This is a genomic window from Naumannella halotolerans (assembly GCF_004364645.1).
Classification (GTDB): Bacteria; Actinomycetota; Actinomycetes; order Propionibacteriales; family Propionibacteriaceae; genus Naumannella; species Naumannella halotolerans.
Genome location: NZ_SOAW01000001.1, coordinates 2,207,812 through 2,223,209 on the forward strand (window position 1 = coordinate 2,207,812; position 15,398 = coordinate 2,223,209).

A 15,398-nucleotide genomic window follows, 5' to 3' on the forward strand; every position below is an offset into this window, starting at 1 on the left:
GCTCCCCCAACGCACGATCAAACGGCGAAGCGGCCCGCCCGCGACCTCAGCGCTCGGAGGCCGCCAGCAGCACACAGGTGGCCAGGCCCTCGATGGCCTGTTCCAGTTCCGGCAGCTGCGGGAAGCTCGGCGCGATCCGGATGTGCCGGTCCCGCGGGTCCTTGCGGTACGGGTACGCCGCACCGGCCGGGGTCAGCGCGACCCCGGCGGCCTTGGCCAACTCGACCACCCGGGTGGCCGTACCGTCGGGCACCGCGAGGTTGATGAAGTAGCCGCCCTCGGGCGCCTCCCACTCCCCCACGCCGACCGGCCGCAGCCGACGGGTGAGGATCTCGTCGACCAGCGCGAACTTCGGCGCCAGCTGGTCGCGATGCTGCCGCATCAGCGTGCGTACCCCCTCGGCGTCACCGAAGAACTGGGCATGGCGCAGGTGGTTGACCTTGTCCGGCCCGATCGAGCGGACCGCCACATGGCTCAGGTACTCGGTCAGATTGGCCTTCGAGGAGGCGAGGAAGGAGACACCGGCACCGGCGAAGGTGATCTTGGAGGTGGAGGCGAAGATCAGCACCCGGTCAGGATTGCCCGCGGCGGCGGCCATCCCCAACACGTCCAGCGGCGGGTGCTCATCGGCGGTCAGGTGATGGAAGGCGTAGGCGTTGTCCCAGAAGATCCGGAAGTCCGGCGCCGCCGGCATCTCCACCAGGGCCCTGGTGGTGGCTTCGTCGTAGATCGCGCCGCTGGGGTTGGCATACATCGGCACCGCCCACAGGCCCTTGACGCTCGGGTCGGCGGCCAGTTCCCGTACCTGATCCAGATCGGGGCCGTGCGGACCGAGCTCGACCGGGACCATCTCGATGCCGAGGTGTTCACAGATCGCGAAGTGCCGGTCGTACCCGGGGACCGGGCAGAGGAACTTCACCTTCTGGCCCGCCCACGGGGGGTTGCCGCCGAAGCCGTAGAGGATCCCCTGGACGACCAGGTCGTGCATCAGGGCCAGGCTTGCATTGTCCTGGGCGATCAGCTGGTCGACCTCGACGCCGAGCAGTTCGGCGAAGATCGCCCGCAGTTCGAGCAGCCCGAGCTGGCCGCCGTAGTTGCGGGTGTCGGTGCCGTCGTCGGCGATCCCCTTGCCGCCGGGCAGTTCGAGCAGGGCATTGGACAGGTCCAGTTGGCTGGCCGCCGGCTTGCCCCGGGTGAGGTCGAGTTTCAGGCCGGCCTGTTGCAGTTCTGCATAGGCGGTTTCGGCCTCGGTACGGAACTGTGCGCGCTCGGCATCCGACATCTCCGACAAAGTTGGCATGGCCCGATGCTATCGCTGGCGGCCCGGCCGGACGTACCGGAGATGCCACCCGGGACGGACTGCTGAGCGAGCGTTCGACAGACGGCTAGGCTGACGCCATGAACATTGCGACATGGGTGTCGGAACAGGCCGCCGCACGCGCTGATGCGCCGGCCATCAAACAGGGGGATCTGGTGCTGACCTACCAGGTCCTCGATTCAGCTGTCAGCCGCTGTGCCCGGCTGCTCGCCGACGCCGGCGTGGGGGTCGGTGATCGGGTGGCGCTGATCATGCCGAATGTGGCCTACTTCCCGATCGTCTACTACGCGGCACTGAAACTGGGGGCGGTGGTGCTGCCGCAGAACCCGCTGCTGAAGTCCGGTGAGATCGAGTATCTATGGAACGACGCCACCCCGAAGGTGGCGGTGGCACTCAGCCCGGTCGCCGAGGAGTCGTCGAAGGCCGGCGAGCTCACCGGTGTGCCGGTGATCGTGGCCACTCCCGGTGAGTTCGACGCCACGATCGCCGGGGCCGAGCCGATCACCGAGGTCGTCGACCGTGACGGTGACGACACCGCGGTGCTGCTCTACACCTCCGGCACCACCGGCCAGCCGAAGGGTGCCGAACTCACTCACAACAACATCCGCTCGAACACCGTGACCATGATCGAGGTGTTGCAGGCGACCTCGGAGGACGTGATCTTCGGCGGCCTGCCGTTGTTCCACGTCTTCGGCCAGACCTGCGCGATGAACCTGTCCGTCGCCGCCGGGGCGACCCTGGACCTGTTGCCCAAGTTCGACCCGGTCGAGGCGCTGCGGATCATCGCCGAGGACAAGGTGACCGTCTTCGAGGGCGTTCCGACGATGTACATCGCCCTGCTCGCCGCCGCGGAGAAGGTCGAGTTCGACGCCTCGTCGGTGCGGGTCGCGGCATCGGGTGGCGCGGCCATTCCGGTGGAGACCCTGACCAAGGTCGAGCAGGTGCTGAAGTTCCCGGTGCTGGAGGGGTACGGCCTGTCCGAGACCGCTCCGGTCGCGACCTTCAATCAGTTCAGCAAGCCCTCCAAACCGGGTTCCATCGGCTGGGAGATCTCCGGGGTGGAGGTACGCCTGGTCGACGAACAGGACAACGACGTACCCGAAGGCGAGATCGGTGAGATCACGATCCGCGGTGAGAACGTGATGAAGGGGTACTGGAACAAGCCCGAGGCCACCGAGGTGGCGATGCGCGGCGGTTGGTTCCACACCGGTGACCTGGCCCGACGCGATGCCGACGGCTTCATCTTCATCGTCGACCGGAAGAAGGACATGATCATCCGCAACGGGTACAACGTCTACCCGCGGGAGGTCGAGGAGGTGCTGTACACCCATCCGGACGTGGTCGAGGCCGCGGTGGTGGGCGTACCCCATCCGGTGCACGGCGAGGAGGTCGCGGCCATGGTCACCCTGCGCGAGGGGTCGGCGGCGACCGAGGAGGAGATCGTCGACTACGTCAAGGAGCGGGTGGCGGCCTACAAGTTCCCGCGGATCGTCCGCTTCGGCGGACTGCCGAAGGGACCGACCGGAAAGATCCTGAAGCGGGAGATCTCGATCAACTGAGCAGAAGCACCGCACTGGAGTGGGGGCCGAGGGCCAGCGATTCGGCCACCTCGACGTCACCATGGGCGAAGATCAGTTCGGCATCGTCGTACCCGCCCTCGGTCCCCCCGGGCACCAGTGTGGTCAGCTCACCGAAGTTGACCGCGATCACCATGTTCCCGCGGCGGATCCGCAACCAGCCTGCCTCGGCATCGAAGTCGACCTCGGAGGCGGTGAATGCCGGATCGGTGATGGCGCTGTAGCGGCGCCGGATCGCCAGCAACTCGGTGTGCACCGCCAACAACTCGGCGAACTCACCCGCACCGGGTTCGGCCCAGTCCAGCTTCGAGTTCTCGAAGGTCGAGCGCTGTTGCGGATCGGGAATCACCGACAGATCCCAGCCCATCGCCTCGAACTCGCCGATGCGGCCGCGACTGACCGCCTCACCCAGTTCGGTCTCGGGATGTGAGGTGAAGTAGGCGAAGGGCGTCGAGGCACCCCATTCCTCCCCGGCGAAGATCATCGGCGTCTGGTTGGCCAACACGGTGATCACCGCGGCGATCACCAGTTGGCGCTGATCGAGTCGCGTCCGGGGCCGGTCACCGGAGGCCCGGTTCCCGATCTGATCATGGTTCGCCGCGCAGATCACGAGCCGGTTCGCCGGTACCAGGGCGGTGTTGATCGGCTGACCGTGGTGTCGCTTGCGGAACCCGGAGTATCCGCCGTCGTGGAAGAACCCCTGGTCGATCACCTTGGCCAGCGAACCCAGTCCGGCGAAGTCGGCGAAGTAGCCGGAGGTGTCGCCGCTCAGATTGGTGACCAGCGCATGGTGGAAGTCGTCGCTCCACTGCCCGGCCAGACCGAGACCACCGGCCTCGCGGGAGGTGATGGTGAGCGGGTCGTTGCGATCGGATTCGGCGATCAGGGTGAGCGGGCGTCGCAGGTGGGCCGACAGCCGATCGGTACGTTCGGCCAGTTCGGCCAGCAGGTGTTTGGCCCGGTGGTCGACCAGGGCGTGGACCGCGTCCAGCCGCAGCCCGTCGACGCCGTAGTCGTCGAACCAGCCCAGGGCATTGTCGATGATGTAGCGACGTACCTCATCGGATTCGGGACCGTCGAGGTTGAGCTGACTCCCCCACGGGGTCTGCGCCTCCTCGATCAGGTACGGGCCGAAGCGCGGCAGGTAGTTGCCGCTGGGTCCGAGATGGTTGTAGACGACGTCCTGGATCACGCCGAGTCCGCGGGCGTGGCAGGCGTCGACGAAGCGGCGGTACGCCTCAGGTCCCCCATAGGCCTCGTGCACCGCGTACCAGGCGACACCGTCATAGCCCCAGCCGTGGTCGCCGTTGAAGGCGTTGACCGGCATCGGTTCGACGAAGTCGATGCCCAGGGAGACCAGATGATCTAGCTTCCCGATCGCCGCGTCCAAGGTGCCGGCCTCGGTGAACGTCCCGATGTGCAACTCATAGATCACCGAGCCGGCGAGCTGCCGGCCGGTCCAGTCGCTCTCGGTGCGCAGTGCCGTCAGGTCGACGGTCCGCGACAGGGCGTGCACACCGTGCGGCTGACGTCGGCTCCGTGGATCCGGCAGCGGATGATCATCGTCGCCCAGCAGGTAGCCGTAGTCGATGTCGGGCCGGTACAGCTCGGTCGGCAGGTCGAGTGGATGCCACCAGCCGTCGTCGGTGCGTTCCATGGCGTAGAGCTGTCCATCGGCCAGCAGCCGGACGCGGTCGGCCGCGGGTGCCCAGACGTCGTAACTGATCATGCTCACAGCTCCTCGCCGATGATCACGGGTTCATTGACCAGGCGGATTCCCCACCGGTCCTCCACCCCGGCCCGCACCTGGCGGGCGAGGTCGAGCAGATCCTTGGCGGCGGCGTTGCCACGGTTGGTCAGTGCCAGTACATGTTTGGTCGACAGCGATGCGGCGCTGTTGCCGTACCCCTTGTCGAAGCCGGCGTTCTGGATCAGCCAGGCGGCGCTCAGCTTGACCCGCCCGTCGGTCTGCGGGAACCGCGGCGCCGAATCCGGCAGGCTCGCAGCGACCGAAGCCTCCACGATCGGGTTGGTGAAGAAGGATCCGGCACTCCAGGTGTCATGATCATCGGCGTCCAGGACCATTCCCTTGCCGCCGCGGAGCGCCAGCACTGCGGTACGGACCGCCGGCGCCGGGGCACGGCACCCGATCTCGACCCCGAGCCTGTCGGCCAGTTCGCGATAGCGCACCGGGGCCGACAGCTCGCCCAGCGGCAACTGGAAGGTGACGCTGAGGACCACCCACCGACCGGGGTGGGCCTTGAACCGGCTGTGGCGGTAGCTGAAGTCGCACTCGGCCCCGGTGAAGGTCGTGATCTTCTTCTGCTGTCGGTCATAGGTCCGGACCCGGGCGATGGTCTGGGCCACTTCGGCGCCATAGGCCCCGACGTTCTGGATCGGTGTCGCCCCGGCCGAACCCGGGATGCCCGACAGCGCCTCCAGCCCCGACCATCCACGATCCACGGTACGGGCGACGAAGGCGTCCCAGCTCTCGCCGGCGGCGACGGTGACCATCGCCCCGGAGCAGCTATCGACCTCGGAGGTGTCTCCGGTGGTGGCGATCCGGATCGCCAGCCCGTCGAAGCCGCGGTCGCCGATCAGCAGATTCGACCCACCGCCGATCAGCAGCACCGGTGTACCGGCATCGTCGGCCGCAGCGACGGTCCTGATCAGTTGATCTTCGTCGGTGGCGGTGACGAACTCCCGGGCCGGTCCACCGACCCGGAAGGTGGTCAGCTCCGCCAACTCAGTCAACGCGCACCTCGACCGCTGCCTGCCCGAGCACCTTCTCGCCGTTGCAGGTGGCCTCCAACTTGATCTTGGCCACCCCATCGGCGACCTCGGCCACCTCACCGCTCACCTGCAGCTGGGTGCCGATCCCGTCATCGGGCACCGGGACGGGTTTACGGAAGCGGGCGTACTGACCGACGACTCGTTGGGGTCCGCCGAGTTCGGTGGTCACCGCACGCATGGCCAGGGCCATGGTCAACATCCCGTGGGCGATCACCCCGGGCAGTCCGAGCTCCGCGGCGGCATGATCGGAATGGTGGATCGGGTTGAAGTCGCCGGAGGCGCCGGCGTACCGGACCAGGGTGGTACGGGTGATCGGGACGGTCAGCGGACCGATGGTGTCCCCGACGGACAGGTCGAGACTCATGCCGTACCCTCCTGGTCGTCACCGGCCGGTCGGCTGTGGACGAACGTGGATTCGGCCACACAGACCTCCTCGGCCCCGGTGTCGATGCCCTCGGCGACGGCCTCGGCCTCGCGAGCGGTGATCGAGACCCGGATGCCGATCGTCTCGTTGCCGCCCCGCGCGCGGACGTTGGTGATCGTCAGCTGCGGGGTGATCAGGTCGCCGGCGCGCAGCGGCCGGTGCCAGAGGAATCGTTGATCGGCATGCACCGTGCGGGCCAGCGACAACTCCAGCTCGGGATCGTCGAACATGGCCTGCCAGGCGCTGGCTGCCGCGCTCATCACGAAGGTGGGCGGGACGAGGGCGTCGGCTCCCCGGTAGATCGGGTCACTGTCGCCGAGCGCGTCGGCGAAGGCGGCCACCCGCTCGGGGCTGATGAGCTGCGGGTCACCGGGCGGGAAGGTCCGCCCGATGTGCTCGGCTGAGATCGGCATGGCACCACCGTAGCGGCCGGTCAGCGGTGGTGATGACGACAGGAGAAGCCGGGCGGCGCGGATCGGGTCGCCCGTACGACCGCGGCGCCGCCCACCCGGTACGGCAGAATCCCTCTCGTGACAGCCAGCCGTGGGACAGGCCGCGCCATCGGCGCCGCATGGAGCCGCCGACCGGGCCTCGCAGGGCAGTCGCCGGACAGGAAGCGGCAGCGAATGATCCCCGAGGGTGCCGAAGCCTCGACGGTACGGATCGGGCACCGGGAACTGCGGCGGTTGCGTTCGAGCGCCGACCATCCCGATGGTCGGCTGCCGCTGGTGCTGATCCACGGCGGCGGCGCCGACAACTCCGCCATCTCCTGGTTCCACGCATTCGTCGACTTCGGTATCGACCGGCAGGTGCTGGCCTTCGACCTCCCCGGATTCGGCGGTTCCAGCGACGTTGCGCCCGTGGGTGGCCCGGTGGCCATGGCCGACCTGGTCGCCGAGGCCATCCGGGCCAGTGGATTCGACCGGGTCGCGGTGGCCGGTGTCAGCATGGGCGGTGATGTCGCCCTGAACCTGGCGCTGCGAGATCGCGAACTGTGCGCGGGACTGATCCTGATCGCACCCGGCGGTCTGATCCCGGTGCTGCGCAACCGGTTGGTCCAGGCCGCGGCGAAGGCCACGGCATGCCTACCCGATCTGCTGTTGCTGCCCGCGACCGCACTGGCCAACCGGTTCGTCGGCCAGGCATTGCGGGCGATGGTGCACGCCCCGGATCGACTGCCCGACGAGGTCGTGGCCGAGTTCGTCGCCGAAGCCCGCGCGCCACGAGGAGGCCTGGGCTACCTGCGCTACAACCAGGCCACCCTCGGTTGGCGGGCGATGACCAACGACCTGCTGCCGCAGGTGCAGCGGATCACCGTGCCGACCTTGTTCTTCCACGGCGCCGAGGACCGTTTGGTGCCGCTGGCGGGCTCTCGCGAGGCGGCCCGGCGGATGCCCGACGCCGAACTGCTGGTCGTGCCCGATTGCGGCCATTGGGCCCAGTTGGAGGCTCCGGTCCGGTTCGCGGCCGCCGCCAACCGGTTCCTGCACCGGCTCGACACCTGAACCGGGGGTTCGCGGATCAACACCCGAGCCGGGGCTTCCGGATCCCCGGCTCAACACCTGAACGAGGCTTCCGAGACCTCCGCACGGCCCGGGTCGTCACACCCTCCTTCGGTGCCCGGCCCCTACAATCGGGCCCATGAGCACTTCTCGGTCATCGATGATGGCGTTGCTGATGTTCAGCCTGGCGCTGTTGTCGGTGCTGGCCGCGAACTTCCCGCCGGGCAACTCCGCACCGATGGTCTGCATCATGATCGCCGTCGTCCTCGCCGCCACCGGTCTCGGTTTCCGGTTCCGGGCAATCCGCGAGCAGTACCGCGCCCAGCGCAAGGACCGCCGCTGAGCCCTCGGCTCGACAGACAAGTGAGCAGATTTCGCCACTCGATGACCGATCCAGCCCGCAACCGGGTCGTTCGGCGATCGAGTGGCAGATTCTGCTCAGCCCGGGCATGACAAAAGCCGCCCGGTCGAGAACCGGGCGGCTTTCCGCGGCGCTGGGATCAGCGGGTCTCGCGGTGCGCGGTGTGGTCGTTGCAGCGGAAGCAGTACTTCTTCAACTCCAGACGATCCGGGTCGTTGCGCCGGTTCTTCTTGGTGATGTAGTTCCGCTCCTTGCACTCGGTGCAGGCGAGGGTGATCTTCGGCCGGACGTCCGATGCCTTGGCCATGTCGGTATTCCTTCGGGTCTGGTACGTGGTGTGGCGAGTGAGGAGTAGCGAGAGCGGGATTCGAACCCGCGACCTCACGATTATGAGTCGTGCGCTCTCACCAACTGAGCTACCTCGCCAGGGAAGCGGCACGCCTGGCCACTTCTCAGAGCCCCCAAGCAGAATCGAACTGCTGACCTTCTCCTTACCATGGAGACGCTCTGCCTACTGAGCTATAGGGGCGCGACACAAACCCTCGTGCCGACGGTCGAGGATACACGTACCTTCGCAGATATTTCCAATCCGCTCCTCGCCCGCCGATGGCCGCGACCTGCCGGGTCGGAATCACCCGCTGCGGATACCATCCGGGGACAGGCTACCCGCACCGACCGCTGCGGGACGAACGGTACGAAGGAGACGCCCATGTCGCCGGAGGCAGTGATCGCGCTGGCGTTCCTCGTCTTCGAGTACATCCTGCGTTTCATCGCCATCGGGACCGTGCCGGAGAACCGTCGCCCGAGTTCGGGCACGGCCTGGTTGTTGTTGATCCTGATCGTGCCCGCTGCCGGCTTCCTGCTGTTCGCGCTGATCGGGTCCCCTTTCGTGCACGGGCGTCGCCACCGGTTGCAGCAGGCGGCGAACAAGGCTATCGAGGACTACGTCGGCGATCACCCGCTGGTGCCCGAGCAGTTGCCAACGACCTCCGGGTTCGCCCGGCTGGTGCAGCTGAACCGCGAGCTGACCTCGATGCCCTGCGTTCCCGGGCACATCCAGGGCCTGCACGCCGGTTACGACGAGTCGATCCGTGCGATCACCGAGGCGATCGGCAAGGCACGGACGTATGTGAACCTGGAGATCTACATCCTGGCCCTGGACAAGACCACCGAGCCGATGTTCGACGCACTCGCCGAGGCGGTCCGACGCGGGGTCAAGGTGCGGGTACTGTTCGACCAGATCGGTTCCCACAAGTACCCGGGCCGCCGGGCGATGAAGCGGCGGATGGACGAGGCCGGCATCGAGTTCTACGAGATGATGCCGATCGACCTGCTGCGGGGACGCTGGCGCCGACCGGACCTGCGCAACCACCGCAAGCTGGTGGTGGTCGACGGGGTGGTCGGGTTCATGGGCAGCCAGAACATGATCGACTCCAGCTACCTGATGCCGAAGAACCGGCGGGCCGGGCGGCACTGGGTGGACACGAACATCGAGGTCACCGGGGAGATCGTGCAGTCCCTCGACGCGGTCTTCGCCACCGACTGGCTGACCGAATCGGGCGAGGAGGTCTTCGATGTCGACGCCGACTACTCCGATGCCCTGGCCACCCGCCCCGATGTCACCCTCGAGGGTCCGGAGGTGCCGATGCAGCTCGTACCGTCCGGCCCCGGTTTTCCGACCGAACCGAACCTGCGACAGTTCACCTCGATGCTGTACATGGCGCAGCGCCATGTGGCGATCGTCAGCCCGTACTTCGTTCCCGACGAATCGCTGCTCGCCGCCATCACCACCGCCAGCTACCGCGGTGTGGTCGTCGAGCTGTTCGCCTCCGAGCAGGCCGACCAGTTCATGGTCCACCACGCCCAGCGTTCGTACTACCAAGGTCTGTTGGAGGCCGGGGTACGGATTCATCTGTACCCGAAGCCGGCGGTGCTGCACACCAAGCTCGTGACCGTCGACCGACACCTGGGCCTGATCGGGTCGTCGAACATGGACATGCGTTCGTTCGCCCTCGACTACGAGATCATGCTGCTCGGTCTCGGCGACGAGTTCACCGATCAGCTCGACGACATCGTGGCCGACTACCGGGCGCGGTCGAAGGAGATCACCTTGGAGGAATGGCGCCAACGCCCCTGGCACGAGCGCTATCTGGACAATGCGTTGCGGATCACCTCGGCGCTGCAATGAGAAATGGTGCCACGCTCCATCCGACGGGTACGACCGCCGATTCCGCCCCGGCCGAGCCTGCCGCTGCCTGCGGGCCGAACGCGAAGCGGCCCTGACTGCTCGGGCAGTCAGGGCCGCATTCTGCGGGTGGCAGGTGTTGGATTCGAACCAACGTAGGCGATGCCGACGGTTTTACAGACCGCTCCCTTTGGCCGCTCGGGCAACCTGCCGTGGTCCTCAGCGGACCGCCAAGGAGGATAGCAAGAAGGACCGATCGCAGACCAATCGGTACCGGCCATCAGCTCGAGGTGGGCGGGGCGGAACCGTGGCGTCGACCGCTGCGTCCACCGATAGACTGCCGCTGATTCACGGGCATCGCGACCGCGGGCACAGCGTGCCCCGCCCGACCGAACCGTCGACCACGACCGAGGAGCACGATGTCCGGCCCGAACTTCTCCCGCCCCGATTCCCACGAACCGACGAACTGGGGTGCCTCCGGACAGGGCCCGGCCGAATATGGGCAGAGCGCTTACGGTCAGGGCGGCTACGACCAAGCCGGGTACGGCCACGACACCCAGGGTTACGGGTCCGACAGCTCCGGGTACGGCAGCGTGCCGGCCGATCAAGCCTTCGCTTTCTACGATCCCTACGGACAACCATCGAGCGGGTACTCCGACTCGGGTTACGGGGCGAGCGGTTACGCCGAGCCGGACGGTTACGGACAACCATCGAGCGGGTACTCCGACTCGGGTTACGGGGCGAGCGGTTACGCCGAGCCGGACGGTTACGGACAGCCCTCGAACTACGGCGACCACGGCTACGGCCAGTCCTACCAGCCCGACCTCGTCCAGCCCGCTGCGCCGTACCCCTACCTCGCCCCGCGCCCCACCAATGCCTTGGCGATCGTCTCCCTGTGCTGCGGGCTCGGCTCGTTCGTGGTCGGGATCTCCTGGATCGTCGGCATCATCACCGGACACCTGGCACTGCGGCAGATCGCCCGTACCGGCGAACAGGGCCACGGACTCGCCGTGGCCGGTCTGATCGTCAGCTACCTCTTCGGCGCCTTCTTCGCCGCCATCGTTGCGATCTACATCGTGGTGATCGCGCTCGCCATCGGCTCTTCGGTCTGAACCGCGATCCGTCCAGCGGACTAAGGTGTTCGCCACGCCCGGACCGTCACCGCGGTCCGTTCATCGACATCGGTTCAACGACCAAGGAGAGACGTGGCCAAGGAGAGTTCGTTCGACGTGGTGAGCAAGGTCGATCGCCAGGAGGTCGACAACGCCCTGAACCAGGCGGCCAAGGAGGTACGCCAGCGGTTCGACTTCAAGGGCACCGACGCCTCCATCGCCTGGTCCGGTGAGGCGATCGAGATGGAGGCCAACTCCGAGGAGCGGGTGAAGGCCGTGCTCGACGTCTTCGAATCCAAGCTGGTACGTCGCGGGGTAAGCCTGAAGTCCCTCGATGCCGGTGACCCGCGCAGCTCGGGCAAGTTGTTCAAGATCACCGCCACCACCACCGAGGGCATCAGCCAGGAGAACGCGAAGAAGGTCTCCAAGCTGATCCGCGACGAGGGACCGAAGGGTGTGAAGGCGCAGATCCAGGGCGACGAACTGCGGATCTCGGGCAAGTCCCGCGACGATCTGCAGGCGATCCAGAAGTTGATCAACGACGCCGACTTCGACTTCGCGGTGCAGTACGTCAACTACCGCTGAACGGGCCCTGCCGGGCCTGCGGCCCGGGCCCGCAGCAGGTGCAGGATGTCGCGCTGCCAGCCGCTCACGGTGCGGTGGGCGAGGTCGGAGAATCCCGCCCGGGCAAGCCGCTGGGCGAGTTCGTCGATGCCGATGAACTCGTTCACCGAGGCATGCAGGTAGCGGTAGAGCTCGGCCTGGCCGGCCACCAGCCTGGCCAGCGGGTCGATGATCATCGTGTTCACCGCCTGCCAGCGACGCCGGGCCGCAGCCGACTCGGCCACCGAGTACTCCTCGATCACCAGCGGCGCACCGGTCCGCAATGCCGCATGCAGCTGCTGCAGCGTCTGCTGCAGATCGGTGACATTACGCAGCAGATAACAGGCGAGGATGCCGTCGGCAGCCGGAAACCCACGCTCGCCGAGTTCCTCGGCCCGGGCATGGACGAACTGCACCTCGGCGGGCCACTGCCGTCGGCGGGCCTGGGCGAGCATGCCGGCCGAGGCGTCGACACCGATGATCCGGGGTCGGATCCCCCGCTCCCGGGCCGCGTCCAGCAGCGCCCGGGTCGACAGCCCCGAACCGCATCCGAGGTCGAGCAACACCGGGTCGGACACCAGCGGCCGAGCTGCCTCCACCTCGTCGAGCAGGGCGTCCGCGGCCAGCCGTAGGTGCCGCCCGTACCCCGGGTTCAACCCGACCATCGTGTCGTAGGTGTCGGCCACCCGGTCGAATTCCCCCGCCACCTGCGCCTTGCGCAACGGGCCCACCCGGTCGGCCGCAACACCCATGTCCATCACCCCACCCTGTCACGGACCGATCCCGATCGGGCCGAAGTCGGAGCGATCGGTGCCCGTCCCGTCAGCACCACCGGCAGCGATCCAGCCCGGGCACCATGATCGGCACCCGCTAGGCTCACCGCATGAGAGCCGTTCCCCCGTACCGCCCGCGACAGTGGCGACCCGGCCGGGACCGGCGCGCAGAATGTCATCGAGGCCCGAGCGGCGCACCCCGCAGCAACGGACGCTCGGTGATCGTCGTCGGCGGTGGCATCGCCGGGCTGTCCGCGGCGGCGGAACTGGCCGAACGCGGCGTCACCGTGACCGTGCTGGAGTCGTTGCCCCAACTCGGCGGACGGGTACGTTCCTGGCCGGTGGAACTGGCCGACGGCACACCGGCCACCATGAGCCGAGGATTCCACGCCTTCTTCCGGCAGTACTACCAACTGCGTGCGCTGTTGCGTCGCGGCGATCCCGAGCTGAACGGGTTGCGCGCGGTGGAGGACTACCCACTGCGCCATGCCGCCGGACAGACCGACTCGTTCACCCGGGTACCGCGCACTCCCCCGCTGAATGTGCTCGGCTTCGTCCTGGGTTCCCCCAGCTTCCCCTTGCGACGACTGCCGCAGGTCGACGCCGAGCGGGCGATGCGATTGCTGGACGTCGAGTTCCCGGCCACCTTCAGCGACTACGACGGGATCTCGGCGGCCGAACTGCTGGACCGCCTGCGCTTCCCCGACGAATGTCGCCACCTCGCCCTGGAGGTCTTCGCCCGCAGCTTCTTCGCCGACGCCGAGGAGTTCTCGGCCGGAGAGCTCGTGGCGATGTTCCACAGCTACTTCCTCGGCTCGGCCGAGGGTCTGCTGTTCGATGTCGCCGCCGACGACTTCGACCGTGCCCTGTGGGCACCCCTGGCGCAATGGCTGACCCAGCAGGGGGCGCAGCTGCGTACCGACACCCCGGTCCGGTCGATCGAACTGGCCGACCGCGGGGTACGGGTCGGCATCGACGGGCAGACCCTCAGCGCCGATGCCGTCGTCATCGCCACCGACCTGCAGGCGACCCGGTCCTTGATCGACACGGGCGGATTCGACCAGCGCGGATTCGACCAGCGCGGATTCGACCAGCGCGGATTCGACCAGCGCGGATTCGACCAGCAATGGGTGGACTCGGTCGGTGCACTGCAGACCGCACCGGAGTTCGCGGTGTGGCGCCGCTGGTTCGACACCGGAGTACGCGCCGACGCAGCCGACTTCCTCGGTACCACCGGGTACGGACCGCTGGACAACGTGTCGATGATCCACCAGTTCGAGTCCGGTGCCGCCGACTGGGCGGCCACCAATGGGGGCAGTGTGGTCGAGCTCCACGCCTACGCATTACCGGCCGGGTTCGATCACGAGCAGCTGCGCGCGGAGTTGGACCGCCATCTATGGTCACTGCATCCCGAGCTGCGCCATGCGCGGACCCTCGGTGACCAGTGGCTGGTGCGTGCCGACTGCCCGCTGCCCGGCCTGACCCCCTGGCACGAACGCCCCGGAGTGGTCACCCCGTCCTCGCGGGTGGTGCTGGCCGGCGACGGGGTGCGCTGTCCGTACCCGGTCGCCCTGATGGAACGTGCGGCGACCACCGGAGTGATGGCGGCCAATCGACTGCTGGAGAACTGGGGTGTCGCCGGAGCCGACATCTGGACCACACCGACGTCGCCCCGGGCTGCCTGGATCCAGCCGGTGCACCGGCTGCTGCAGCGCACGACAAAAGAATCAAATGTTTGATACATTGCGGTATGCCGTCACCGCAGGCGCCGACCAGCCCGCTCGAGTTCATCCGCTCGTCCACCTTCTGCACGATGGCGCATGTGGTGCACCGGCTGACCCTGGAATTGGCACCGCATCTGGAACCCTACGGACTGACTCCGACAACAGTCGCAGTCCTGGGACAGCTGGCGGCCCAGCCCGAGCAGACCCCGGCAGAACTCGCCCGCACCTGCGACATGAGCCCGCAGCGGATGTCCGGCATCGTCCAGCGGTTGGAGGCCGACTCGCTGATCTCCCGCCAGGGCACCCGCGGCCGGGGGCGGCAGACCACTCTGCGACTGACCAAGACCGCTGAGTCCCGGCTGGTCGCGATCTGGCCGCATCTGGTCGACGCCGGCTCCCCCGACTCCCTGCAGGTCAGCCCGGCCGAGGCCGAACACCTGCGCGACCTGCTGCTCTGCGCGCTGACCCCGCAGAGCCCACCCACCTCCGATCCGGTGGTGCTCGTCGACGAGCAGGGCACCCGCCTGGGGACTGCGGAGAAGTCCTTGGTCCATGACAGCGACACCCCACTGCATCTGGCCTTTTCCACCTACCTGCGGGCTCCCGACGGCCGGGTGCTGATCACCCGGCGGGCGCTGACCAAGCGGACCTGGCCGGGGGTCTGGACGAACAGTGCCTGCGGCCACCTGCGTCCCGGGGAAACACCGGCACAGGCAGCCGAACGCCGCGTCACCGAGGAACTCGGCACCGCCCCATTGGACCTGCAGACGGTCCTGCCCGACTTCGCCTACCGGGCGGTCGATGCCGGCGGAGTCGTGGAGAACGAACTCTGCCCGGTGCTGGTCGGTGGGATCGACCCGGCGGGCATCGACCCCGATCCGAGCGAGGTGGCCGAGTACGACTGGGTCGGCTGGGACGACCTGCGCGACTGTGCAGCCCGTACCCCCCGATTGTTGAGCCCGTGGGCGGTCGAACAGATCGTCCAGCTGGGCCCGGACCCCTGGGGGCGTTCATGATCATCCACCT

The 15,398-nt window shown here is 67.7% G+C and carries 15 protein-coding genes, 3 tRNA genes and 1 pseudogene; 9 read left to right on the forward strand and 10 right to left on the reverse strand.

Features of this window, described 5'->3' with window-relative positions:
• Window positions 1-46: 46 nt before the first annotated feature.
• Window positions 47-1,300: an aspartate aminotransferase type Ic gene (locus CLV29_RS10265; protein WP_133754774.1), complete on the reverse strand. Its 1,254-nt coding sequence runs from the start codon at window positions 1,298-1,300 to the stop codon at window positions 47-49.
• 98 nt (window positions 1,301-1,398) lie between these two features.
• Between CLV29_RS10265 and CLV29_RS10270 the strand changes: the two genes are divergently transcribed.
• Window positions 1,399-2,877: a long-chain-fatty-acid--CoA ligase gene (locus CLV29_RS10270; RefSeq protein WP_133754775.1), complete on the forward strand. Its 1,479-nt coding sequence runs from the start codon at window positions 1,399-1,401 to the stop codon at window positions 2,875-2,877.
• On the opposite strand, the gene treZ is transcribed toward CLV29_RS10270, so the two are convergent.
• Genes treZ through CLV29_RS16210 form a run of 4 tightly spaced genes read right to left on the reverse strand, consistent with a single transcriptional unit; the run spans window position 2,870 to window position 6,525 of the window.
• Window positions 2,870-4,624 carry a malto-oligosyltrehalose trehalohydrolase gene (gene treZ / locus CLV29_RS10275; protein ID WP_133754776.1) on the reverse strand — a complete coding sequence of 585 codons (1,755 nt, stop codon included), beginning with the start codon at window positions 4,622-4,624 and terminating at the stop codon, window positions 2,870-2,872. The genes CLV29_RS10270 and treZ overlap by 8 nt on opposite strands.
• Window positions 4,625-4,626: 2 nt before the next feature.
• Entirely contained in the window at window positions 4,627-5,649 is a 1,023-nt protein-coding gene (locus tag CLV29_RS10280) for a UDP-N-acetylmuramate dehydrogenase (protein ID WP_243831829.1), read from the reverse strand.
• A complete protein-coding gene (locus tag CLV29_RS10285; RefSeq protein WP_133754778.1) occupies window positions 5,642-6,052 on the reverse strand; it encodes a MaoC/PaaZ C-terminal domain-containing protein in 411 nt (136 codons plus the stop codon). The genes CLV29_RS10280 and CLV29_RS10285 overlap by 8 nt, the downstream gene beginning before the upstream one ends.
• Window positions 6,049-6,525: an FAS1-like dehydratase domain-containing protein gene (locus CLV29_RS16210; RefSeq protein WP_166649209.1), complete on the reverse strand. Its 477-nt coding sequence runs from the start codon at window positions 6,523-6,525 to the stop codon at window positions 6,049-6,051. Before CLV29_RS16210 ends, CLV29_RS10285 begins: the two co-directional genes overlap by 4 nt.
• 213 nt (window positions 6,526-6,738) lie before the next feature.
• Here CLV29_RS16210 and CLV29_RS10295 point away from each other — a divergent pair, with 213 nt between their 5' ends.
• Both CLV29_RS10295 and CLV29_RS10300 read left to right on the forward strand, forming a co-directional pair.
• Entirely contained in the window at window positions 6,739-7,617 is an 879-nt protein-coding gene (locus tag CLV29_RS10295) for an alpha/beta fold hydrolase (RefSeq protein WP_133754780.1), read from the forward strand.
• A gap of 136 nt (window positions 7,618-7,753) precedes the next feature.
• The gene (locus CLV29_RS10300; RefSeq protein ID WP_133754781.1) at window positions 7,754-7,957 is read left to right on the forward strand and encodes a hypothetical protein; all 204 of its coding nucleotides are present in this window, start codon (window positions 7,754-7,756) and stop codon (window positions 7,955-7,957) included.
• A gap of 157 nt (window positions 7,958-8,114) precedes the next feature.
• Here the strand turns inward: CLV29_RS10300 and rpmG are convergent, their stop codons facing one another.
• The 3 genes from rpmG to CLV29_RS10315 form a co-directional block, all read right to left on the reverse strand.
• Complete coding sequence (gene rpmG, locus CLV29_RS10305; protein WP_133754782.1) at window positions 8,115-8,282, reverse strand: 50S ribosomal protein L33; 168 nt, start codon at window positions 8,280-8,282, stop codon at window positions 8,115-8,117.
• 45 nt (window positions 8,283-8,327) lie between these two features.
• A tRNA-Met gene (locus tag CLV29_RS10310) sits at window positions 8,328-8,401 on the reverse strand.
• 30 nt (window positions 8,402-8,431) lie between these two features.
• Window positions 8,432-8,504, reverse strand: a tRNA-Thr gene (locus tag CLV29_RS10315).
• A gap of 180 nt (window positions 8,505-8,684) precedes the next feature.
• On the opposite strand from CLV29_RS10315, the gene cls reads away from it, so the two are divergent.
• Window positions 8,685-10,163, forward strand: coding sequence for a cardiolipin synthase (cls, locus tag CLV29_RS10320; protein ID WP_133754783.1), 1,479 nt, complete (start codon window positions 8,685-8,687; stop codon window positions 10,161-10,163).
• A 127-nt stretch (window positions 10,164-10,290) separates the two neighbouring features.
• Here the strand turns inward: cls and CLV29_RS10325 are convergent.
• Window positions 10,291-10,372 (reverse strand) — tRNA-Tyr (locus tag CLV29_RS10325).
• A 207-nt stretch (window positions 10,373-10,579) separates the two neighbouring features.
• On the opposite strand from CLV29_RS10325, the gene CLV29_RS10330 reads away from it, so the two are divergent.
• Complete coding sequence (locus CLV29_RS10330) at window positions 10,580-11,272, forward strand: DUF4190 domain-containing protein (RefSeq protein ID WP_133754784.1); 693 nt, start codon at window positions 10,580-10,582, stop codon at window positions 11,270-11,272.
• Window positions 11,273-11,365: 93 nt separating this feature from the next.
• Window positions 11,366-11,857, forward strand: coding sequence for a YajQ family cyclic di-GMP-binding protein (locus CLV29_RS10335; RefSeq protein ID WP_133754785.1), 492 nt, complete (start codon window positions 11,366-11,368; stop codon window positions 11,855-11,857).
• Here the strand turns inward: CLV29_RS10335 and CLV29_RS10340 are convergent.
• Window positions 11,848-12,633, reverse strand: coding sequence for a class I SAM-dependent methyltransferase (locus tag CLV29_RS10340; RefSeq protein WP_243831830.1), 786 nt, complete (start codon window positions 12,631-12,633; stop codon window positions 11,848-11,850). The genes CLV29_RS10335 and CLV29_RS10340 overlap by 10 nt on opposite strands.
• A 125-nt stretch (window positions 12,634-12,758) precedes the next feature.
• On the opposite strand from CLV29_RS10340, the gene CLV29_RS10345 reads away from it, so the two are divergent.
• From CLV29_RS10345 to idi, 3 genes and pseudogenes are all read left to right on the forward strand, one after another.
• Window positions 12,759-14,387, forward strand: a complete 1,629-nt coding sequence (locus CLV29_RS10345) for an FAD-dependent oxidoreductase (protein ID WP_133754786.1) — start codon at window positions 12,759-12,761, stop codon at window positions 14,385-14,387.
• Window positions 14,388-14,461: 74 nt separating this feature from the next.
• Window positions 14,462-14,683: pseudogene (locus CLV29_RS17125) on the forward strand (MarR family winged helix-turn-helix transcriptional regulator); the annotation flags it as partial.
• Between the two features lie 126 nt (window positions 14,684-14,809).
• Window positions 14,810-15,388, forward strand: coding sequence for an isopentenyl-diphosphate Delta-isomerase (gene idi / locus CLV29_RS17130; RefSeq protein WP_341799753.1), 579 nt, complete (start codon window positions 14,810-14,812; stop codon window positions 15,386-15,388).
• Window positions 15,389-15,398: the final 10 nt, after the last annotated feature.

Excerpts from the sequence above, each read along its gene's own strand:
- rpmG (WP_133754782.1), bottom strand. The coding sequence starts at position 8,282 with ATGGCCAAGGCATCGGACGTCCGGCCGAAGATCACCCTCGCCTGCACC.
- CLV29_RS10345 (WP_133754786.1), top strand. The coding sequence starts at position 12,759 with ATGAGAGCCGTTCCCCCGTACCGCCCGCGACAGTGGCGACCCGGCCGG.
- treZ (WP_133754776.1), bottom strand. The coding sequence starts at position 4,624 with ATGATCAGTTACGACGTCTGGGCACCCGCGGCCGACCGCGTCCGGCTG.
- CLV29_RS10285 (WP_133754778.1), bottom strand. The coding sequence starts at position 6,052 with ATGAGTCTCGACCTGTCCGTCGGGGACACCATCGGTCCGCTGACCGTC.
- CLV29_RS16210 (WP_166649209.1), bottom strand. The coding sequence starts at position 6,525 with ATGCCGATCTCAGCCGAGCACATCGGGCGGACCTTCCCGCCCGGTGAC.
- CLV29_RS10295 (WP_133754780.1), top strand. The coding sequence starts at position 6,739 with ATGATCCCCGAGGGTGCCGAAGCCTCGACGGTACGGATCGGGCACCGG.
- CLV29_RS10330 (WP_133754784.1), top strand. The coding sequence starts at position 10,580 with ATGTCCGGCCCGAACTTCTCCCGCCCCGATTCCCACGAACCGACGAAC.
- CLV29_RS10300 (WP_133754781.1), top strand. The coding sequence starts at position 7,754 with ATGAGCACTTCTCGGTCATCGATGATGGCGTTGCTGATGTTCAGCCTG.
- CLV29_RS10340 (WP_243831830.1), bottom strand. The coding sequence starts at position 12,633 with ATGGACATGGGTGTTGCGGCCGACCGGGTGGGCCCGTTGCGCAAGGCG.
- cls (WP_133754783.1), top strand. The coding sequence starts at position 8,685 with ATGTCGCCGGAGGCAGTGATCGCGCTGGCGTTCCTCGTCTTCGAGTAC.
- CLV29_RS10270 (WP_133754775.1), top strand. The coding sequence starts at position 1,399 with ATGAACATTGCGACATGGGTGTCGGAACAGGCCGCCGCACGCGCTGAT.
- CLV29_RS10265 (WP_133754774.1), bottom strand. The coding sequence starts at position 1,300 with ATGCCAACTTTGTCGGAGATGTCGGATGCCGAGCGCGCACAGTTCCGT.